The 21,202-nt window shown below is 70.4% G+C and carries 16 protein-coding genes, 1 tRNA gene and 1 pseudogene; 12 read left to right on the forward strand and 6 right to left on the reverse strand.

Annotated elements, in window-relative coordinates; translation table 11 throughout:
- Together KBY19_RS25190 and KBY19_RS25195 are read right to left on the reverse strand one after the other, a co-directional pair.
- Positions 1-811: alpha/beta hydrolase (locus tag KBY19_RS25190; RefSeq protein ID WP_307843617.1), on the reverse strand; the 811-nt coding region annotated here is incomplete at its 3' end.
- A gap of 159 nt (positions 812-970) precedes the next feature.
- Positions 971-1,600 (reverse strand): TetR/AcrR family transcriptional regulator, encoded by a 630-nt coding sequence (locus tag KBY19_RS25195; protein WP_099880476.1) that lies wholly within the window; start codon positions 1,598-1,600, stop codon positions 971-973.
- A 111-nt stretch (positions 1,601-1,711) separates the two neighbouring features.
- On the opposite strand from KBY19_RS25195, the gene KBY19_RS25200 reads away from it, so the two are divergent.
- The gene (locus KBY19_RS25200; protein WP_099880474.1) at positions 1,712-3,322 is read left to right on the forward strand and encodes an MFS transporter; all 1,611 of its coding nucleotides are present in this window, start codon (positions 1,712-1,714) and stop codon (positions 3,320-3,322) included.
- Between the two features lie 235 nt (positions 3,323-3,557).
- Positions 3,558-4,046 carry a peptidase inhibitor family I36 protein gene (locus KBY19_RS25205; protein ID WP_099880472.1) on the forward strand — a complete coding sequence of 163 codons (489 nt, stop codon included), beginning with the start codon at positions 3,558-3,560 and terminating at the stop codon, positions 4,044-4,046.
- A 133-nt stretch (positions 4,047-4,179) separates the two neighbouring features.
- On the opposite strand, the gene aceE is transcribed toward KBY19_RS25205, so the two are convergent.
- Entirely contained in the window at positions 4,180-6,927 is a 2,748-nt protein-coding gene (gene aceE, locus KBY19_RS25210) for a pyruvate dehydrogenase (acetyl-transferring), homodimeric type (protein WP_210955373.1), read from the reverse strand.
- A gap of 517 nt (positions 6,928-7,444) precedes the next feature.
- On the opposite strand from aceE, the gene KBY19_RS25215 reads away from it, so the two are divergent.
- From KBY19_RS25215 to KBY19_RS25240, 6 genes are all read left to right on the forward strand, one after another.
- Positions 7,445-7,882, forward strand: a complete 438-nt coding sequence (locus KBY19_RS25215) for a DUF3052 domain-containing protein (RefSeq protein WP_099880468.1) — start codon at positions 7,445-7,447, stop codon at positions 7,880-7,882.
- Between the two features lie 242 nt (positions 7,883-8,124).
- The gene (locus KBY19_RS25220; RefSeq protein ID WP_099880467.1) at positions 8,125-8,583 is read left to right on the forward strand and encodes a peroxiredoxin; all 459 of its coding nucleotides are present in this window, start codon (positions 8,125-8,127) and stop codon (positions 8,581-8,583) included.
- Positions 8,584-8,773: 190 nt separating this feature from the next.
- On the forward strand, positions 8,774-9,349 hold the full coding sequence (locus KBY19_RS25225) for a TerD family protein (RefSeq protein ID WP_099880465.1): 576 nt from the start codon (positions 8,774-8,776) through the stop codon (positions 9,347-9,349).
- 188 nt (positions 9,350-9,537) lie between these two features.
- Positions 9,538-10,116, forward strand: a complete 579-nt coding sequence (locus KBY19_RS25230) for a TerD family protein (protein WP_185016780.1) — start codon at positions 9,538-9,540, stop codon at positions 10,114-10,116.
- Between the two features lie 98 nt (positions 10,117-10,214).
- Positions 10,215-11,369: a DUF475 domain-containing protein gene (locus KBY19_RS25235; protein ID WP_099880463.1), complete on the forward strand. Its 1,155-nt coding sequence runs from the start codon at positions 10,215-10,217 to the stop codon at positions 11,367-11,369.
- Between the two features lie 131 nt (positions 11,370-11,500).
- On the forward strand, positions 11,501-12,262 hold the full coding sequence (locus tag KBY19_RS25240) for a Tellurium resistance (RefSeq protein ID WP_099880462.1): 762 nt from the start codon (positions 11,501-11,503) through the stop codon (positions 12,260-12,262).
- 84 nt (positions 12,263-12,346) lie between these two features.
- Here the strand turns inward: KBY19_RS25240 and KBY19_RS25245 are convergent, their stop codons facing one another.
- The gene (locus KBY19_RS25245; protein ID WP_185016779.1) at positions 12,347-13,660 is read right to left on the reverse strand and encodes a TerD family protein; all 1,314 of its coding nucleotides are present in this window, start codon (positions 13,658-13,660) and stop codon (positions 12,347-12,349) included.
- Positions 13,661-13,924: 264 nt separating this feature from the next.
- On the opposite strand from KBY19_RS25245, the gene KBY19_RS25250 reads away from it, so the two are divergent.
- From KBY19_RS25250 to KBY19_RS25260, 3 genes and pseudogenes are all read left to right on the forward strand, one after another.
- Positions 13,925-15,103, forward strand: coding sequence for an HpcH/HpaI aldolase/citrate lyase family protein (locus KBY19_RS25250; RefSeq protein ID WP_099880459.1), 1,179 nt, complete (start codon positions 13,925-13,927; stop codon positions 15,101-15,103).
- 77 nt (positions 15,104-15,180) lie between these two features.
- Positions 15,181-17,712: pseudogene (locus tag KBY19_RS25255) on the forward strand (phosphoribosyltransferase).
- Between the two features lie 8 nt (positions 17,713-17,720).
- A complete protein-coding gene (locus tag KBY19_RS25260; RefSeq protein ID WP_210955468.1) occupies positions 17,721-18,542 on the forward strand; it encodes an HAD family hydrolase in 822 nt (273 codons plus the stop codon).
- Positions 18,543-18,580: 38 nt separating this feature from the next.
- Here the strand turns inward: KBY19_RS25260 and KBY19_RS25265 are convergent, their stop codons facing one another.
- The gene (locus KBY19_RS25265; RefSeq protein WP_099886471.1) at positions 18,581-19,231 is read right to left on the reverse strand and encodes a DUF4383 domain-containing protein; all 651 of its coding nucleotides are present in this window, start codon (positions 19,229-19,231) and stop codon (positions 18,581-18,583) included.
- 257 nt (positions 19,232-19,488) lie between these two features.
- On the reverse strand, positions 19,489-20,745 hold the full coding sequence (locus KBY19_RS25270; RefSeq protein ID WP_210966782.1) for a hypothetical protein: 1,257 nt from the start codon (positions 20,743-20,745) through the stop codon (positions 19,489-19,491).
- 172 nt (positions 20,746-20,917) lie between these two features.
- On the opposite strand from KBY19_RS25270, the gene KBY19_RS25275 reads away from it, so the two are divergent.
- Positions 20,918-20,989 (forward strand) — tRNA-Val (locus tag KBY19_RS25275).
- The last annotated feature ends 213 nt before the right edge of the window (positions 20,990-21,202 follow it).

Raw genomic sequence — 21,202 nt, forward strand, 5'->3', positions numbered from 1 at the left:
GCAGTCTGTTGAGCCGTACCGCGCCGTCCTGGGCCGGCCCGCCGGAGGCCGCGTCCACCCCGAGGCCCGCGGGTGCGGTGTAGTCGGCCCAGGCGATGGTGGCCGTACGCACGCCCGGGCGCGCGCTGTGCTGCTGCCGCTGCAGCGACTCGGCCATGCCGACGGGGGCGGAGTACTGCCGTGCCGACCTCTCGAAGGTCAGCAGTTCGGTGTCGACCCCGGGTACGACCACCGAGACCCGCTGTGCGTCCCGCAGATCGCCGAAGACCTCGGCTGCCCGGCCCCGCCCTGTCGGGTCGAAGGCGAGGATCTGCCGCCCGGGGCGCAGCATCGACTCGAAGCGGTGCATCCGCTGCCCCGCCTGGTTGCGGCCCTCCTCCGTCAGCCGCTGGTCACGCATCCGTTTGCGCTCGGTGTCGCGGGCCTTGAGCAGCGCCGCGTGGTTGGCCCGGTAGCGCAGCTTCAGGGGGGCGCCGCCGAGGTTGCCCACGACCAGTGGATAGCGCGTTGCCAGGGTGCGCTGCTGTGCTGCGCTCAGCGTGGCGAAGTAGCGGGCGATGCGGTTGGGTGAGGCGTCCGGGTCGGGCAGTGGGCGGCCGGCGAAGGAGCCCTTCTCCCAGGCGTGCAGTGCCGCTGCGCGGGGCCCGTCGGCGGCCTGGTGCCTGCGGACCGCGGTCCAGCCGGTGGTCGCCAGCAGGACGAAGACCACGGCCAGGGCGAGCAGCGCACGCCAGGCCGTGATGCCCGGGGCGCCCGACGGAGGGACGCCTGTTCCGGACAGCGGGTTGCCTAGTGCGGAGAAGTAAGTCACTGGAGCGACACCTTAGGAGATGCCGCCCGGCGGTCCCGCATTCATGAGCGCCCCGTGAGTCATCTCACGTTTCGTACTCCGCGGTCGGGTCAGTGCCACACCGCCGTTCGGCGTAGTGGTCACCGTGTGCAACTGCCGCGCGGGGCGCGGCAGTCGGGCTCAGCGCGCTCGGCCCCAGTCCGCGGTGAGCGCGGGGCCCAGTTGCGCGATGTAATCGCGGGTGACCTCACGTGCCGTCTCCAGGGAGGCGTCGTTGCGCATGCTCCACTGCCGGGCCGCGGTGCGCATGACTCCGGTGAAGGCCGCCACCAGTACGCGCGGCCGCGGGTCCACCTCGGCGTCCACACCGGTACGCCGGGCGATCTCCTGGACGAGCTTCTCCTCCATCAGCAGCGAGTGCCGCAGATGCGCCGCGAGCAGGGGCGGGGTCACCTCGATCACTTGGCACATCTTCAGGTGCAGGTCGAGAGGGGTGATCTCCTCCACGGCCACGCCGACGTCGTCCCACACGTCGTTGAGGGTGCGGCGCAGGCACTCCAGCGGAGGCTCGTCCGCCGGGCGGGCGCACACCGCCTCGTAGTAGAACCGTTCGACCATGTCCTGGACGAAGAGCGCGACTTCCTCCTTGTTGGAGAAGTAGCGGAAGAAGGTGCGCTGGGAGACGTCGACGGCTTCGGCGATCTGGTCGACGGTCGTGGATTCGTAACCCTGCGTGACGAAGAGCTCATGGGCCGCCACGATCAAGGCGTCCCTGGTGCGTTGTTTCTTCCGCTCACGCAGACCCGTCAATGCCGCTTCCTCTCCCGCGTCGAATTGCTCACGATACGTGAGCGCCGTCTGACATTTACCGGCTAATAATTTGGTTTGTCAATTGTCAGAGGCTGTCACTACCCTCGCGCCATGAGCACCCAGACCAGCACCGTCGCGCACGGCGCGCCGGATCCATCAGGCCCCGAGGGCGGTCAGGGGACCCGCACCGGGCTGCGCGGGCACCCGTGGCTGACCCTCGTGACAGTCGCCTTCGGTGTCGCGATGGTCGCCCTCGACGGGACGATCGTCGCCATCGCCAACCCCGCCATCCAGGACGATCTCGACGCCTCTCTCGCGGACGTCCAGTGGATCACCAACGGCTATCTGCTCGCGCTCGCGGTCTCGCTGATCACGGCGGGCAAGCTGGGTGACCGCTTCGGCCACCGCCAGACCTTCCTCGGCGGCGTCGTCGGCTTTGCACTGGCCTCCGCCGCCATCGGACTGTCCGGCAGCGTCGCTCTCGTCATCACCTTCCGCGTACTCCAGGGCATATGCGGCGCACTGCTGATGCCTGCCGCGCTCGGCCTGCTGCGCGCATCCTTCCCCGCCGAGCGGCTGAACGCCGCCATCGGCATCTGGGGCGCGGTCATCGGAGCCTCCACCGCTGCCGGACCGATCGTCGGCGGTCTGCTGGTCGAGCACAAGGGCTGGGAGTCGGTCTTCTTCATCAACGTCCCCGTCGGGGCGCTCGCCCTGGTGATGGGCCTCGTGCTGCTGCTCGACCGGCGCGCGAAGGACGCACCCCGCTCCTTCGACCTGCTGGGAATCGTCCTGCTGTCGGGCGCGATGTTCTGCCTCGTCTGGGCGATCATCAAGGCCCCCGACTGGCACTGGGGCGACGCCAAGACGCTCGGCTTCCTGGCGGTGTCCGTGGTGGCCTTCGCCCTCTTCGGCTTCTGGGAGACGAAGGTCAAGGAACCGCTGCTGCCGATGAGCATGTTCCGCTCGGTGCCGCTGACCGCAGGCACCGTCCTGATGGTCCTGATGGCCTTCGGCTTCATGGGCGGCATCTTCTTCGTCACCTTCTATCTGCAGAACGTCAACGGCCTCTCGCCCGTGGACAGCGGGCTGCGGCTGCTGCCGCTGACCGCGATGATGATCGTCGCCTCACCGCTGGCGGGCACCGTCATCACCAAGGTGGGCCCGCGCATGCCGCTGGTCGGCGCCATGGTGCTGGCCGCCGTCGCGATGTTCGGCCTCTCCACACTGGAGGCGAACAGCGGCATGGGGATCACCTCGCTGTGGTTCGCCCTCCTCGGCCTCGGACTCGCTCCGGTGATGGTCGGCGCCACCGAAGTGATCGTCGGCAACGCCCCGTTGCAGCACGCCGGTGTCGCGGGCGGACTCCAGCAGGCCGCCATGCAGGTGGGCGGCAGCCTCGGTACGGCCGTGCTCGGCGCCGTGATGGCCTCCAGGGTCGGCAGCGAACTGCCCCACAAGTGGGCGGAGGCCAAGCTGCCGCCGCTGCCGGAGAAGAAGGAGGCGGCCCTCAAGGACGCCGCCGAGGTCGGTATCGCGCCCGTGCCCAAGGGCACGCCCGAGCAGATGGCTCAGGCGATCAAGCATGTGGTGCACGACTCCTTCGTCTCCGGCATGGGCCTGGCGTTCGTCTGCGCGGGCATCGTCTCGGTGCTGGCCGCGGGCGTCGCCGTCTTCACCAGCCGCGGCAAGAACGACGCGGGGCCCTCCGTGCACGTCTGACCAACCGGTATCTGTCCGCCGCTTCCGGGATCGATCCGGCACGGCGGGAGGTATCCGGATCTTTTCCGGCCCGGTGCATCCGGAGACGGTGGATAACTCGCGAGTTGTGGACAACTCCGCCACCTGTCCCGGTGAACCGGGCCGTTTGCTCTTGGCGGCCCGTCGGCGGCACGCACATGCTGATCACACGCCGGGCGAGAACGTGCCCGGCCCTGAGCGGGGGGAGTGATCAGCCATGAAAGGCATGCTCGGACGAGGTCCGAAGACGGCGGCCGGGATCTTGGCCGCGACAGCGCTCGCGGTGTCCGTCACCGCCGCCGCACAGCCGGCGGGGGCACGGTCGCAGCACGGGTCCCAGCAGCGGGCCGTGCAGAATGCGGCGCCCAAGGCCGCGGTGGAAGGGGCGGCGCTACAGCGGGCCGGCAAGGGCGACGCCGGGCCCCGGCTGGGGAAATGCGGCCCGGGGGAGCTGTGCCTGTGGGAACGCCCGAAGTTCAAGGGGAAGCCGCGCGTCCACGAACTGAGCGGTATCGATATCGAAAGCTGTACGCCGCTGCGGGGCGGAGCCTCGGCCACCTCGGCGGCGAACCGCACCGGCAGGCCCGTCACGCTCTACCAGAGCGCGGAATGCGCGGAGACGGCCGAGTTCAACACCCATCCCTCGGGCTCCTGGACACCCGAGCTGCCCTACCGGGCACGCGCGTTCAAGGTGTGGGAGCACTGAGATGCCCGCCGCGTACGCGGGGCGCCGAGATCGGCCCCGCAGGCGAGCGGCCGGGTGCGATCCGCTCCAGGACCGCACCCGGCCGCAAGGCCCGGGCCGGGAGCCGGCCGGCTCCCGGCGACCGGGAGCAGGCTCAGGCGTCGCCGCCGGCGGTGCCCGGGTCGGCCGCCGCGACCTCCAGCAGCTGGTAGCGGTCGATGGCCTGCTTCAGCGCGGAGCGGTCCACCTTCCCCTCCTTCGCCAGCTCGGTCAGCACGCCCAGCACGATCGACTGCGCGTCGATGTGGAAGTACCGGCGGGCGGCGCCCCGGGTGTCGGCGAAGCCGAACCCGTCCGCGCCCAGCGACTGGTAGGTGCCGGGCACCCAACGCGAGATCTGGTCCGGCACGGCCCGCATCCAGTCCGAGACCGCCACCTTCGGGCCGTCGGCATCGCGCAGCGTGCGGGTGACGAAGGGGACGCGCTGCTCCTCCTCGGGGTGCAGGAGGTTGTGCTCCTCCACCGTCACGGCCTCCCGGCGCAGCTCGTTCCAGGACGTGGCCGACCACACGTCGGCCTTCACATCCCACTCCTCGGCCAGGATGCGCTGCGCCTCCAGCGCCCACGGCACGGCCACGCCCGAGGCCAGGACCTGCGCGGCATGAGTGCCCCGCTCACCCGCCCGGTAGCGGTAGAGGCCCTTGAGGATGCCCTCGACATCCACGTTCTCCGGCTCGGCCGGCTGCTGGATGGGCTCGTTGTAGACGGTCAGGTAGTAGAAGATGTCCTCGCCCCGCGGGTGCTCCTCGCTGGAGCCGTACATCCTGCGCAGCCCGTCCTGGACGATATGGGCGATCTCGAAGCCGAACGCCGGGTCGTAGGCGACCACCGCGGGGTTGGTGGAGGCGAGCAGCTGCGAGTGGCCGTCCGCGTGCTGGAGGCCCTCACCGGTGAGCGTGGTGCGCCCCGCGGTGGCGCCCAGCACGAAACCGCGCGCCAACTGGTCGGCCATCTGCCAGAACTGGTCACCGGTCCGCTGGAAGCCGAACATCGAGTAGAAGACGTAGATCGGGATCAGCGGCTCGCCGTGGGTGGCGTAGGCGGAACCCGCGGCGATGGCGGCGGCGGTGCAGCCCGCCTCGGAGATGCCGTCGTGCAGCATCTGCCCGGTCGGGGACTCCTTGTAGGCCAGCAGCAGTTCACGGTCGACGGACTCGTAGAGCTGTCCCAGCGGGTTGTAGATCTTGGCCGACGGGAAGAAGGAGTCCATCCCGAAGGTGCGGTACTCATCGGGCGCGATCGGCACGAAGCGCTTGCCGATCTCCTTGTCCCGCATCAGGTCCTTCAGCAGCCGGACGAACGCCATCGTGGTGGCGATCTGCTGCTGCCCCGAGCCCTTCTTCAGCGTGGCGTACGCCTTGTCGTCCGGCAGTCGCAGCGGCTGTGCCCGGTTGATCCGCGTCGGTACGTAGCCGCCGCACTCCTTGCGGCGGTCGTGCATGTACTGGATCTCTTCCGAGTCGCGGCCCGGGTGGTAGTAGGGCGGCAGGCCCGACTCCAGCTCGCTGTCGGGGATCGGCAGATGCAGCCGGTCGCGGAAGCCCTTGAGGTCGTCGACCGTCAGCTTCTTCATCTGGTGGGTGGCGTTGCGGCCCTCGAAGTTGGGGCCAAGCGTCCAGCCCTTGATGGTCTGCGCCAGGATGACGGTCGGCTGTCCCTTGTGCTCGGCCGCCGCCTTGTAGGCCGCATAGACCTTGCGGTGGTCGTGGCCGCCGCGGCCCAGGTGCAGGAGCTGGTCGTCGGTCATGCCCTCGACCATCTTGCGAAGCCGCTGGTCGCCGCCGAAGAAGTGCTCGCGGATATAGGCGCCGCTCTCGGTCGCGTAGGTCTGGAACTGCCCGTCGGGCGTGGTGTTCAGCTTGTTGACCAGCACGCCGTCCCGGTCCTGCGCCAGCAGCGGGTCCCAGGAGCGGTCCCACACCAGCTTGATGACGTTCCAGCCGGCACCCCGGAAGTAGGACTCCAGCTCCTGGATGACCTTTCCGTTGCCGCGGACCGGCCCGTCCAGCCGCTGGAGGTTGCAGTTGATGACGAAGGTGAGGTTGTCCAGCCCCTCGCGGGCGGCCAGGGAGAGCTGACCGAGCGATTCGGGCTCGTCCATCTCGCCGTCACCGAGGAAGGCCCACACCCGCGACTTGGAGGTGTCGGCGATGCCCCGGGCCTCCATGTAGCGGTTCATCCGTGCCTGGTGGATGGCGCCGATCGGGCCCAGGCCCATGGAGACGGTGGGGAACTCCCAGAAGTCCGGCATCAGCCGCGGGTGCGGATAGCTGGGGAGCCCGTGCGGCGCCTTGCTCTTCTCCTGCCGAAAGCCGTCGAGCTGTGCCTCGCTGAGCCGGTCGAGCAGATAGGCGCGGGCGTAGATGCCGGGGGAGGCGTGGCCCTGGAAGAAGATCTGGTCCCCGCCGTGGCCCTCGTCCTTGCCGCGGAAGAAGTGGTTGAAGCCCACGTCGTAGAGCGAGGCGGAGGAGGCGAAGGTGGCGATGTGGCCCCCCACCCCGATCCCGGGGCGCTGGGCGCGCGAGACCATGACCGCCGCGTTCCACCGGGTCGCGTTCAGGATCTTGCGCTCGATCTCCTCGTTGCCGGGGAAGAACGGCTCGTCCTTGGTCGCGATGGTGTTGACATAGTCCGTGCTGCGCATCTCCGGGACGGCGACACGCTTCTCGCGGGCGCGCTCGATGAGCCGGAGCATGAGATAGCGGGCGCGTTCCCGTCCGCGCTCGTCGACGGCGGCGTCGAGCGAGTCGAGCCATTCCTGGGTCTCTTCGGGATCGAAATCCGGGACCTGGCTGGGAAGGCCGCCAATGATGATCGGGTTGCGATCGGATCCGGAAGCCACGCTGTTCCTTCGCTGTATCGGTCGGGTGGTGCTCGGGGCCGGGCGACGGCGGACGCCAGGAATCGTGCTCAGTGGGTGGCGCGCCGCCTCCATCGTGTACCGCCGCCGCTGTGACGTCATCTCTACCGATAAGTAACCCAGCGCCCCTCGAGGCGGACCGGAAAGGGGGTGTACGCAGGTGTTCGCGGAATACAGTGGCGCGGTCGAAACGCAACCTTACGCCCGTTCCGGGGTGTGCCGCCCACTCCGCCCTTACCACCCCAAACATACGTTCGGTACCCAGAGGTACCTCTACGGCTCCCCCGGCTCAGCCGGGGCAAACCTGGCAGGTCTCGGCGGCTGTAATGTGGCCTGAATCACTCTCGATCAGGCATTGTGGGATGAGACGTCAACGTTTGGGCGGGATGGAAGGCCGGGTACTTGCGTGATCCGGCCCGCCCGTGTGGACTACGGCCCATGCCTCGCGTACGCGCGGGGTGCAACCCCCATATTCGTAAGACATGACTGGAGGCAATCCGTGAGCGCGACCGCGGACCACGCGGAGGAGCGGACCAACCCCGCCGCAAGGCTAGGTTTCCAGCCCGGGCAGGTGGTCCAGGAGATCGGCTACGACGACGACGTCGACCAGGAGCTCCGCGAGTCCATCGAGGAGATCACCGGCACGGAGCTGGTCGATGAGGATTACGGCGATGTGGCCGACGCCGTGGTGCTGTGGTTCCGCGACGAGGACGGCGACCTGACGGACGCGCTGGTGGACGCGACCACGATGATCGACGAGGGTGCCCCGGTCTGGCTGCTGACCCCCAAGACGGGGCGTGAGGGCTACGTCGAGCCCAGCGACATCGGCGAGGCGTCCCAGACCGCCGGGCTCTCCCAGACCAAGAGCTTCAACGCGGCCAAGGACTGGACGGGCAGCCGTCTGGTCACCCCGAAGGGCGCCCCGAACAAGCGCTGACCGGCGTTCGGGAGGTTTGCGCCTCGTCGGCGTCGGCGCTGCGGCCCGGCGCCGCTTTCCGGTTGCTTCCTGGCCGGGGCCTCCCGGTCCGGTTGCGTTCCGGAACCACCTTTCGGTTGCTTCCGGTGTGTGCCCGATCCGCTCCGGCGGGTATGCGACGAGCCCCTGACCGGCCCATGGCCGGCAGGGGCTCGGTGCATAGGGTGGGGTCGTCTTTGTCCGCCCACCGAAGGGAACCCGCCATGGCGATCGAGGCCGGCACCAAGGCACCCGACATCGAGCTCAAGGACCAGCACGGCCAGACCGTGCGGCTCTCGGACTTCCAGGGCAAAAAGAACGTGGTCCTGCTCTTCTACCCCTTCGCCTTCACCGGCGTGTGCACCGGTGAGCTGTGCGCGCTGCGTGACGAGCTGCCCCGGTTCGTCAACGACGACGTGCAGCTGCTGGCGGTCTCCAACGACTCGCCGTTCTCGCTGCGCGTCTTCGCCGAGCAGGAGGGGCTGGAGTACCCGCTGCTGTCCGACTTCTGGCCGCACGGCGAGGCGTCCCGCGCCTACGGGGTCTTCGACGAGGAGAAGGGCTGCGCGGTACGCGGGACCTTCATCATCGACAAGGAGGGCACCGTGCGCTGGACGGTCGTCAACGGGCTGCCCGATGCGAGGGACCTCAAGGACTACGTCAAGGCGCTCGAAAAGCTCTGACGCCTGCCGGGCCGCCGCGCCGGGTACGCGCTCCGGGCGCTCCCGGCCACGCTCGGAACAACCCCGATTCCGCTCCGTAAGAGGGCTGTTTCCCGGGGAACCGCTCACTAGGATCGAATCGTTGATCCGAAGGCATCCACACAACGGGGGCACGCGGTGCTCCTCACGAAACAACTGACCAGGAGGACTCGTGGGAGTCAGCCTCAGCAAGGGCGGCAACGTCTCGCTGACCAAGGAAGCGCCCAACCTGACCGCCGTCATCGTCGGCCTGGGCTGGGACGCGCGTACGACCACCGGCAGCGACTTCGACCTCGATGCGAGTGCCCTGCTGACGAACGCGGAGGGCAAGGTCGGCAACGACCAGAACTTCGTCTTCTTCAACAACCTCAAGAGCCCCGACGGCTCCGTGGAGCACACCGGCGACAACCTCACCGGTGAGGGTGAAGGCGACGACGAGGTCATCAAGGTGAACCTCGCCGGGGTGCCCGCCGACGTCGAGAAGATCGTCTTCCCCGTCTCGATCTACGAGGCGGAGAGCCGCCAGCAGAGCTTCGGCCAGGTGCGCAACGCCTACATCCGCGTGCTCAACCAGGCCGACAACGTCGAGCTGGCGCGTTACGACCTCAGCGAGGACGCGTCGACCGAGACGGCGATGGTCTTCGGTGAGCTCTACCGGCACGGTGCGGAGTGGAAGTTCCGCGCCATCGGCCAGGGGTACGCGTCCGGTCTGCGCGGCATCGCGCAGGACTTCGGCGTGAACGTCTGAGGACCCTGTCGGGTATCGCCACCGGCCCCGCTCGCGGGCCGGTGGGCGCACCTGCCGGGGACCGGCAGCCACGGGCGCCGCAGACTTCCGTGCCCCGGAGGTGTGCGGCGCCCGGTGGTACGGAGAGACTGGATGCACCGTGGCGCGGGCCGCACGGTCGTGCCACTAGCCGGGGAGAGGACCAGAACATGAGCGTGACGCTCGCCAAGGGGGGAAACGTCTCCCTCTCGAAGGCCGCACCGAACCTGACCCAGGTACGGATCGGCCTGGGCTGGAAGGCCCGTTCCACCACAGGCGCCGACTTCGACCTCGACGCGAGCGCACTGCTGTGCTCCGGCGGCCGGGTCCTCGGTGACGAGTACTTCATCTTCTACAACAACCTCAAGAGCCCCGAGGGCTCCGTCGAGCACACCGGCGACGAACTGGTCGGCGGTACCGGCGGGGACGACGACGAGACGGTGCTGGTGGACCTCACACTGGTCCCCGCGCACGTCGACAAGATCGTCTTTGCCGTCTCGATCTACGACGCCGAGAGCCGGCATCAGACCTTCGGCCAGGTCGGCGAGGCGTACATCCGTGTCCTCAACCAGGAAGACGGAGTGGAGCTGGCGCGTTACGACCTCACCGAGGACGCCTCTTCCGAGACGGCGATGATCTTCGGGGAGCTGTACCGCTACAACGCAGAATGGAAGTTCCGTGCAGTTGGCCAGGGGTACGCGTCAGGCCTGAGGGGCATCGCTCTAGACTTCGGCGTCAATGTCGCCTAGTCGCGGCGATGCCGTCGGGACGACTTCGAGGTCGCAGTCGTCCCGGATTCCTCACCCTTTGTGAACCTATGTAGACCGGATACCGGATTGGGAAGCCAGTGCTCCTGAAAACCTTTGGTTGGTCCTTCGGCGTCACCGCCGCAGGGTTGGCCGCAGCGGCGTTCTTCTGGGGGTGGGAGGCGTTCGCCCTCGTGGCGATCCTTTCCGTCCTCGAAATCTCGTTGTCGTTCGACAACGCGGTCGTCAACGCCGGCGTACTGAAGAAGATGAACGCCTTCTGGCAGAAGATCTTCCTCACCATCGGCATTCTGATCGCGGTATTCGGCATGCGACTGGTCTTCCCGGTCGTCATCGTCGCCATCAGCGCGCAGGTCGGGCCGGTCGAAGCCGTGCGGGTCGCGCTGGAGAATCCCGACCGCTACGAGCAGCTGGTCACGGACGCGCATCCGGCCATTGCCGCGTTCGGTGGGATGTTCCTGCTGATGATCTTCCTCGACTTCATCTTCGATGAGCGGGAACACAAGTGGATCGGCTGGCTGGAGCGCCCGCTGTCGCGGCTCGGCAAGGTCGACGGTCTCTCCGTCTGCATCGCCCTGATCGTGCTGCTGGTGACCGCCACCACACTCGCCACCGCCGCGCACCAGCACGGCGGGGCACATGCCGACAAATCGGCCACAGTGCTGCTCTCCGGTGTGGCGGGACTCGTCACCTATCTGATCGTCGGCGGGCTCTCCAGCCACTTCGAGAACAAGCTCGAGGAGGAAGAGGAGCGCGAACACGAAGCCGAGGAGGAGGCCAAGAAGGCCGGGAAGCAGCCCTCGGCCGTCGGACTGGCCGGCAAGGCCGCCTTCTTCATGTTCCTCTACCTGGAGGTGCTGGACGCCTCGTTCTCCTTCGACGGGGTCATCGGCGCCTTCGCGATCACCAACCACATCTTCTGGATGGCGCTCGGCCTGGGCATCGGGGCGATGTACGTCCGGTCGCTCACGGTCTACCTGGTGCGCCAGGGCACCTTGGACGACTACGTCTACCTGGAGCACGGCGCGCACTACGCCATCGGTGCTCTCGCCGTCATCCTGCTCGTCACCGTCAAGTACCAGATCAACGAGGTCATCACGGGCCTCATCGGAGTGGTGCTGATCGCCACCTCCTTCTGGTCCTCGCTGCGCCGCAATCGTGCGATCGAGGCCAACGGGTCGGACGGGTCCGGCGGGGAGGAATCCGAGCAATCCGGGGTCACCGCGCGCGTGTGACCGCTTGCCGATTGAGGAACGCTCCCAGCGGGGCGGCTTCCGCGACGGCGTGGGCCACCGGCCCGCACCGCCGTCCCGGAGCCGCCCCGCAGCGGTGAGTTGGGTTTGTTGAGGACGAGTGGGGGTACGGGATGGTCTCCCTGTGGGAGAACTGGCGCCGAGGTGTGGGCATGTCCCGGCGTGGACCCAAGTTCGACACGGTCGGCGGTCCTTCGACGTATGCGATGGAGCTGACCAAACGGCACCCTGAACTGTCGCTGACCAAACAAGGTGCCGACACCGGCAGCATGCAGGTCAATCTCTCCTGGCGCATGCGCAGTTCGGATCTGGAGAGCGTCGGCCGCGGTACGGGCGGCTCGCTGCGGCATCCGCTCAGAGCGTTCAAGCCCACCGTGGTCCAGGCGCACACCCAGGGTGTCGTCAACGTGGACCTCGACCTGGCCTGCATGTACGAGCTGATGGACGGCAGCAAGGGTGTCGTCCAGCCGCTCGGCAACTTCCTGGGGGACTGGAACGCGCCCCCTTACGTCAAGCTCACCGGCGACGACCGGTTCGGTTCACCGTCAGGCGAGACGCTCTACGTCAACCTCGACCACCGGGACGAGATCAAGCGGCTGCTCTTCTTCGTCTACATCTACGACGGCACCCCGGCCTTCGACCGGACCCATGCCGTCCTCACGCTCATCCCCAGCAACGGCCCGCACGTGGAGGTCGGTCTGGACGAGCGGGCCCCTCAGGCCCGCTCCTGCGCGGTGCTGCTGATGGAGAACGTCAAGGGCGAGCTGCGGGTGCGCCGCGAGGTGCGCTACGTCTACGGCTTCCAGGCGGAGCTGGACCGGCTCTACGGCTGGGGCCTGCAGTGGGGCCGGGCCTACAAGTCGCAGAAGGTCTGAGCGGCCCGCGCCGGTGCCACCGGCGCGCGACATCACACGAGGCCCGGCCGGTCACCGGCCGGGCCTCCTGGTGTGCCGTCCGCGTCAGCGGTTGGTGAGGAACTGCGGGCCCTGGGGCGGCAGCGCGAACGCGGGGTCCGGCTGCGGATAGCCGTAGGTGGGCTGTGGATAGCCGTAGGCGGGCTGGGTGGCGGGCGGCTGCTGCGGTGGCTGCGGGTAGCCGTAGGTGGGCTGGTGGGCCGGGGGAGCCGGGATTCCCGGAGCCCCCTGGGGTCCGAAGAGCGGCGCGCCCGGCGGCGGCACCTGCGCCGTGACGGCCGATGACGCCGCCGCCCCTGCCGACGCACCGACTCCCGCCGGGTCCGGCTGCGGCTCCGGTGAAGGAGTCGGCTGCGGCGGCTCAGGAGCGGGCGGCGGCGGCGCGGGGTCGGGGCCGGGGACGGGGCCCGGGCCCGGTGCGGGGCCGGGCGGCGGCGCCGGCGGCACCGGTTCCGGCCCGGGCCCGGGCGGGGTGGGAGGCGGTCCGGGCGGGGGACCGGGCTCCGGATGGGGCGAGGGCTCCGGGTGCGGCTCGGGCGGCACCGGGTCGGGCTCCGGGAAGCCCGGCTCGGGCGGCGGCTGCGGGACGGTGGCGGCGGGCGGGCCCAGCCGGAAGTCGTCCGAGCCGACCGTGTCGAAGCGCGGTGTGTGGGCCACGGTGGCGTCCGGATCGGGCTCCGCGCCGGGCGCCCGGTCCCGGTCGGCGCCGCGCGAGGTCTCCCGCCCGGCTTCCGCATCGGTGCCGGCGTCGGCTTCGGCCTCGCCGGTGGCTTCGGTCTCGGCCTCGGTATCGCCCTCGTCGACGGTGATGCCGAACTCGGTGGCCAGGCCGACCAGTCCGGTGTCGTAGCCCTGGCCCAGGGCGCGGAACTTCCAGCCGTCGCCGCGCCGGTACAGCTCGCCGCAGACCATGGCGGTCTCGGCGCCCGTCTCCGGCTCGATGTCGAAGCGCGCGAGGAGCTGTCCGCCGTTGCCCGGGTCGGTTGCGCCGTCCGGGTTGCCCGCGTCGTGCAGCAGCAGCCGCAGCTCGCGTACGCCGGCGAAGGTGCCGCCGTCCGAGGAGGCGGCCAGCAGCACGCGGTCCACGGAGGAGTCCAGCGTGGCCAGGTCCGCCTCGACGGTGTCGCGCAGCCCTTCGGGCTCGCGTTTCTTGGCCAGATGCCGCACCAGTCCCGAGGGGTGGCGCGGTTGGTTGTAGAAGATGAAGTCGTCGTCGGAGCGAACCTTGCCGTCCGTGCCGAGCAGCAGAGCCGAGGCATCGACATCCGGCACACCAGCACCAGGCGCCCAGCAGAGCACAGCGCGCACCGCCGTGGCCTCCAGCTGGATGTTCGATCCCTTCGTCATCGCGTGCGTCATGTCTTCATCCTGCCCCCGGACGGACGCCATCGACAACGCGGCATGTGATGCGGCCGGCTCATGACGCGGTGCCGGCGGGGGCCCGGGGGGCCCGAGGGGGGACCGCATCCCGAGGCGAGGGAACTTGTGACCGACCCTCGTACGTACGATGAGCAGCCACGCGGCACCACGGCGGCCCCGGCAGGACCACCGCCACCGCGCGAGCCACCAGGTACGCCATGGCAGCCAAGAAGGACGGCAGGACGGCGGGACGGGGGACTTTCCATGCGGCATTTCAGGCAGCTGACGCCTGAGCGCCGAAGCGCGCTCTTCCACCGTGAGCCGATCGAGTTCACATCCGACGCACCGGCGAGCACGCTCGCCGTCGCGCTCGGCGCCACTCTCTACAGCCCCGCCACCAGGCCCGCACTCGCCGACGACGTGCTGAAACAGGCGGCGCGCGGCGTCGTGTCGATGGTGCTGTGCCTGGAGGACTCGATAGCCGACGCCGAGGTGCCCGCCGCCGAGGACAACCTGGTGCGGCAGCTGTGCGAGCTGGCCGACCGGATTCCCGACCGCGTCGCGGAGGACGAGCTGCCGCTGCTGTTCGTCCGGGTGCGGGAATCCGGACAGATCACCGCCCTGGTGCGCAGGCTGGGTGCGGCCGTGCGGCTGCTGTCGGGCTTCGTACTGCCCAAGTTCACCGAGGACCACTCGGTGCCGTTCCTGGAGGCGCTCACCGACGCGGAGGCGGCCTGCGGGCGTCGGCTGTTCGCGATGCCCGTCCTGGAGTCGCCCGAGCTGCTGCACCGGGAGACCCGCACGGAGGCCCTGACCGGCATCTCCCGCACCCTGGACAAGTACCGCGAGCGGGTCCTCGCGCTGCGGCTGGGTGTCACCGACTTCTGCGCCGCCTACGGGCTGCGCCGTACGCCGGAGATGACCGCGTACGACGTGCAGATCGTCGCCTCGGTCATCGCGGACGTGGTGAATGTGCTGGGCCGGGCCGACGGCACCGGGTTCACGGTGACCGGGCCGGTATGGGAATATTTCCGGCCGCAGGAGAGGATGTTCAAGCCGCAACTACGGCAGAGCCCGTTCCTGAGCAGCCGGGCCGAGGACGTACGCGCCGCGCTGATCGAGCACGACCTCGACGGTCTGCTGCGCGAGATCGAGCTCGACCGGGCCAACGGTCTGCTGGGCAAGACCTGCATCCACCCCTCACACGTGGCACCGGTGCACGCGCTGTCGATCGTCAGCCACGAGGAGTTCTGCGACGCGACCGATGTGCTGCGCCCCGAGCGCGGCGGAGGCGGAGTGCTGCGCTCCGCGTACACGAACAAGATGAACGAGGTGAAGCCGCACCGTGCCTGGGCCGAGCGCACACTGCTGCGCGGCGAGGTCTTCGGGGTGGCGCGCGAGGGCGTGAGCTTCGTCGAACTGCTGGCGGCGGGAGTCAAGTGAACGGAAACGTACGGGATGCCGGGCCCCTCGAGGCCCCCGGACCGGAGACCACACCCGACCAGGGCGCCGGAGCCGAGGTGTGGCCGGGCAGCTGGGTGACCCGACGGCTCGGGGTGCGGCTGGAGGGCGAGGGGCTGCGGGACCTGCTGGGGCTCGCGCTGCGGCGCAACCCCAAGCGGGCCCACCTGCTGGTCTCCACCGTGCTGGGCAAGCACGTACCGCAGCGTCCGACGGTGGTGCTCGGCGCGGGCTGCCGTCTGGGCAAGCGGGTACGTGAGCTGCTCGGCCCCGAGCGGGCGGCCCGCTCCGTGGTGCTCGGTTTCGCCGAGACGGCCACGGGCCTCGGACTCACTGTTGCGCACAGCATGGGCAGCCGCACGAGCGCGCTGCACTCGACGCGGCGCCGGGTGCCGGGTGCGCAGCAGTACGGCGGTTTCGAGGAGGAGCACAGCCACGCCACCTCACATCTGCTGCTGCCCCGGGACCCAGGTGTGCTGCGCACGGACGGGCCGCTGGTACTGGTGGACGACGAGCTGTCCACCGGCCGGACCGTACGCAACACCATCGCCGCACTGCACGCCGTCCACCCGCGCGACCGGTACGTGGTGGCCGCGCTTGTCGACACCCGCAGTGACGGCGATGCGGCCTCGCTGGAGAAGTTCGCCGCCGACCTGGGCACCCGCGTCGATGTGGTGGCCCTGGCAGCCGGGCGGGTGAGGCTGCCCGCCGATGTGCTGGAGCGGGGCCGGGAACTGGTCGAGAAGTACGGCAGCGACCCGGCACCCGCGCGTGCGACAGCTGCCCGGTCCGCGGCTCCCCGGGGAACCGTGCGGCGGGTGGACCTCGGTTGGCCGCAGGGGCTGCCCGACGGGGGGCGGCACGGTTTCGGACCGCGTGAGCACACCCGGCTGGAGGCCGCGCTGCCGGGCATGGCCGAGCGGGTGCTGTCCGGTCTGGGCCTCGCCGCCGGGGCGGACAGCCCCGCCCACACCCGTGCGAACGCCGCCGCCGGCACCTGTGCGGACGCCCCCGCCGAGGACGCCCCCGCGGGGGCCCTGGTGGACGCTTCGCCGGGGGAGGTGCCGCGTGTGCTGGTCCTCGGCAACGAGGAGCTGATGTACGCGCCGCTGCTGCTCGCGTTCGAAATGGAGAAGCGCACCAAGGGCCGTGCGGAGATCCGCTTCTCCACGACGACCCGTTCGCCCGTCCTCCCCGTCGACGACCCGGGCTACGCGATACGCACGGCGCTGTCCTTCCCGGCGCACGACATGCCCCAAGACGCGTCCCGGGCCGAGCGCTACGCCTACAACATCGCGGGCCAGGGCTTCGACGCCGTCGTCGCTGTCGTGGACAGTCAGGGCGACACGCCCGAACTGCACGCTCCCGGCGGCCTGCTGGACCAGCTCGCCGGATGTGCGCCCACGGTGCTGCTGTCCGTCGTCCCGGCATACGTCCCCGACCCGGCCGGGCCGAACCCGCCCGCGCCGCTGCGCGGCCCAGCCTTCTCCTCGTACGCGCCCGAGGACGTGGCCTGGCTGCTGCGCGACCTGTCCGACGTCGAGCTGGAGGCGCCCACCGAGGAGCGGGAGGAGGCCATCCAGGCGGGCGGCGCGCACTACGCCGAATCGCTGCCCGTGGAGTACCAGCCGTCCCCGGAGTACCAGCAGCTCTTCCACGACGCGTTGGAGTCCGCGGCCGAGCGCCTCGCCCGTGCGGTCGGCACCGTCACCGAGACGGTGCTCGCCGAGCGCGGCCCGCGCCCAACGGCGCATCAGTACCCCGACGGGCGTACCGGCCCGGGCCAGTGAGACGAGCACGGGGCGCGGTACGCGCACGGTCTGGACCTGCCGCATTACGCCGTCTCGATCGTGCGGGGCCGCGGGATCGACACCAATGCGCTGGCCCACCTCGCCGCCCACCACGACCCGGCCGACGTCGTGTTCGTGGACGGCTGGACCGGCAAGGGCGCCATCACCCGAGAACTGGCCCAGGCGCTCGCCGCGCACCCGCGCTTCCACCCGGAGCTGGCAGTCCTCGCCGACCCGGGCTCCTGCGTGCGCACCTTCGGTACCCGAGAGGACTTCCTCATCCCCTCCGCCTGCCTCAACTCCACCGTCTCCGGGCTGATATCCCGCACCGTGCTCCGTGCCGACCTGGTGGGCCCGCACGACTTCCACGGCGCCAAGTTCTACCGCGAGCTGGCGGACAGCGACCTGTCGCGGCACTTCGTGGACGCGGTGGCCGCTCGCTTCCCCGCCGTCCGCGAGGGTGCCGCCCGCGACGCCGCGGCTCTGGCCGGGGCGGACCGCACACCGACCTGGGCGGGCTGGCGCGCGGTCGAGGACATCAGCGAGGCGTACGGCATCGGCGATGTGAACCTCATCAAGCCCGGGGTCGGCGAGACGACCCGTGTGCTGCTGCGCCGCGTCCCCTGGCGCATCCTGGCCCGACGCGGCGCGGGCGCCGACCTCGACCACGTACGGCTGCTCGCCGCGCAGCGCGGTGTCCCCGTCGAGGAGGCCGACGAGCTGCCCTACAGCTGCGTCGGCATCGTCCACCCCCGCTACACGCGCGGCGCGACCGGCGCCGACGGAAAGGCCGCACAGTGACGCCCACCATCGCCGGGTCCGGCCCGGCGGGAGGCACCCTGGTCGCCAGCGATCTGGACCGCACGCTGATCTACTCGGCCGCGGCGCTGGAGCTGACCATGCCCGACCCTGAGGCACCCCGGCTGCTGTGCGTGGAGACGTACGAGCACAGACCGCTGTCCTATCTGACGGAGCAGGCCGCCGGGCTGCTGGCCGCGCTGTGCGAGCGTGCGGTCTTCGTGCCGGCGACCACCCGCACCCCCGAGCAATACCGCCGTATCCGGCTGCCCGGCCCGCCGCCCCGCTACGCCGTGTGCGCCAACGGTGGCCATCTGCTGGTCGACGGCGAGAGCGACCCCGAGTGGCGGGAGCGGGTGCGCGAGCGGCTGACCGGGTGCGCCCCACTCGCTCAGGTCCGCGACCATATGCTGGGCCGGGCGCGCCCCGAGTGGCTGCTCAAGGAGCGGGTCGCGGACGGCCTGTTCGCCTACCTGGTGGTCGAGCGGGCACTGCTGCCCGACACCTGGGTCAAGGAGCTGGCTGCCTGGGCGGGCCCCCAGGGCTGGAGCGTCTCCCTCCAGGGCCGCAAGATCTACGCCGTGCCGCATCCGCTCACCAAGAGCGCCGCCGTGGCCGAGGTGGCCCGCCGGGCCGGCACGGAGCGGACCTTCGCGGCCGGTGACTCCCTGCTCGACGCCGATCTGCTGCGCGCCGCCGACGTCGCCTGGCGTCCGGCTCACGGCGAGCTCGCCGACAGCGGCTGGCAGCTGCCGCACGTACGGGTGCTGCCGGAGCGCGGCGTGCTGGCGGGCGAGACGATTCTGCGCCGGATGAGCTCCGCGCTGAGCTGACGGGGCCGGACCGCCCTTCGGATGCGGCCCGTGAGGGGCTAGCCGCCGTCCCGCTGCTGCTCGCCCGGGCCGTCGTCCCCCGCACCGGCGCCTGCCGCGCCGGGCGCCCCGCCTTGCGCGCTCTCCCGGCCTTGCGCGCTCTCCGCGCCCCCGTAGAGCGAGGCCCTGCGGCGCAGTTCCTCGCCGCGTACGCGAGCACGAGTCCGCTGTTCGCGCAGATCCCGGGCGCGCCGGGCGCCCTCGACCTCGCCCGGGTGACGCTGCTGCCAGTACGGGTTGTCGTGCGGCAGCGCGCTGCCCACCCTCCCGTACATCCCGAAGACCAGCAGCAGCAGTCCGACGGCAAAGCTGAACAGCACGTTCTGCAGCTCGAAGGCGAGCACGTTGAACCGCGTCTCCAGCAGCGCGAGATTGACGAACCCGCTCAGCAGGAACAGCACGCCGAAGGTGATGTTGAGACTGGAGGCGAAGTTGCCGCCCCGCACCATGCCCGAGAAGAGCAGCAGTCCGACGACGACGGACAGGACGCTCAGCGCGCCGTTGGTGTTCAGACCGCCCACCCGGTCGCCACCGATGTCGAAGAAGCCGATGTTGTTCGTGAGCCCCAGAGCGCCGAAGGCGGTCAGGATCACCCCCACCAGCCCGGCGCCCACCCGGTAGACGCGGCTCAGCTTGTGGTGCACCGGCATGTGCTCGTCCAGGACGCGCCGCCCTCGCGGCAGGACGCGGCGGTGGCGGAACGTGCGGGTGGGGGACGCAGCCACGTGGCCTCCTCGGGACGGCTGAGGCGCTCAGCTTCCCCTTCCAGCATCCGCCCGAGGCGCCAGCACCTCAACAGCGACGCTCCGTGACGGCTGCTCCAGCGGCTCCAGCTGATTCCGCCGCGCCGGCGCTCCCGGCAGCCCCCATGTCCCGGCCCGGCCCGCCGAGACCCGGCCACCGGGCCTCAGTGCCCGGCCGCGCGCTCCTGGCGGATCTGCTCGATCACCTGTTGCACCGTCTCCTTGACCGCGTCCAGCTCGGTGAGCAGGTGCCAGTAGTCCGGGTGGCGGCCGGTGAGCGAGGCGACCGCGCGATCCACCCGCTCCACCGCGTTGTCCAGCGGCTGCGCATGCCGCGGATCCGGGGTGGAGCGCCCCGCCATCGCGAGCCGCTGTGCGTCGCGGATCGCGAACCGGGTGCGCTCGACCTCCTTGCTGTGGTCGAAGGAGACCTCGTTGAGCCGCTGCAGCCGCTCTCCGGCGGCCTTGACCGCCTCGTCCGTGGTGTTCAGCAGCGCCCGCACCGTCGACAGCAGCGCGGTGGCGTCCGGCCAGCGCTGCTCCTCACGTGCGGTGCGGGCCTCCCGCAGCTTCTCGTCCGCCTGCCGCGCCGAGCGCTCGGCCTGCTGCGGCACCTGCTGGAGGTCCTGCCAGCACGCCGCGCTGAAGCGGCGCCGCAGTTCGCTGAGGACGGGCTCCACCTGCTGGGCCCTGTTCTGCAGCGCCTCGGTGCGGGTACGCAGCGAGGCCAGCCGCTTGTCGATGTCGGCCGCCTTCTGCGGCAGCCCCTCGGCCTGAGCGCGGAGCGCCTCGGCCTCCCGTACCACCTGGTCGGCGCGGTGGATGGTCTCCTGCACGCCGTGGGTGCCCGCACCCTCGTTGAGCTTGGTCAGCTCCGGCGAGAGTGCCGCCAGCCGTGCCGCGAGGTCGTCCGCCTTCAGCCCCTGTGCCCGTACGGCGTCCAGCGCGTTGCTGGCGGCCAGCAGCGCCTGCCGGGCCCGCTCCACGGCGGGTGCCAGGCGGGCGAGCTGGTTCTCCGCGCGGGTCAGCTGCGGGCCGAGACTCTGCGCGAACCGGTCCAGCTCCCCCTTGACCCGCTCCAGCTCGCCGCGCGCCTGGTCCAGCTCGGTACGGGCGCGGGAGGCGGCAGCGGCGTCCAGGTCGTCCCGGTCGAGGTCGTGGGAGTCGACGGCGGTGATGTAGTCGTGGCTGACACTGTCGATGCGCCGCCCGAGCTCGGCGAAGTCCGCCGCGGCCTTGCGGCCCGCGGGGGAGCTGTCGACGGCACTGATCGTCTCTATGGAGATGCGCAGCTCACGCTGGGCGGTGTCGAGTTCGTAGAAGGCGGCTGCCGCGGCGTCCTTGGCGGCCTGCGCGTCGGCCCGGAGGTGTTCCGCGCGGCCACTGCCCCAGCCCCAGCGGCGGATGCCACCGCCGTTCATCGCCGTCACGAAACCTCTCCCCGTACGCGCCTGTGGCTCTTCGACCGCTGCTCATTCTCCCACCTGGGCTCAACGAACACACGAGCTGATTCGTTCACGGAACGCTTTGGCCACCCCCACGTTTGCACTGCCCACCGCCGAGCGAGGTACGCTGTCGTCCCACACGTGCTCCGGGCGCATAGCTCAGCGGTAGAGCGCCTGCCTTACAAGCAGGATGTCACTGGTTCGATCCCAGTTGTGCCCACCGGACGGTCGAGCTTTCGGCCAGTGACGGAATCGGGTCCCCGCGGATGTCCGCGGGGGCCTTTTGCTGTGCGCGGCGGCTCTTCGTCGGCGCGGCGGTTCCTCATCAGTTGGTATGAACAATCCCGGATGTCTGCCGGATCGCGGGGCGGGGCGGGGACGGATGCGCGGTGTGAGTGGGACCGGAAGGTGTGGACGCCGACGAACGAGCCGG

The organism is Streptomyces sp. B15, assembly GCF_018070605.1.
GTDB lineage: Bacteria > Actinomycetota > Actinomycetes > Streptomycetales > Streptomycetaceae > Streptomyces > Streptomyces smyrnaeus.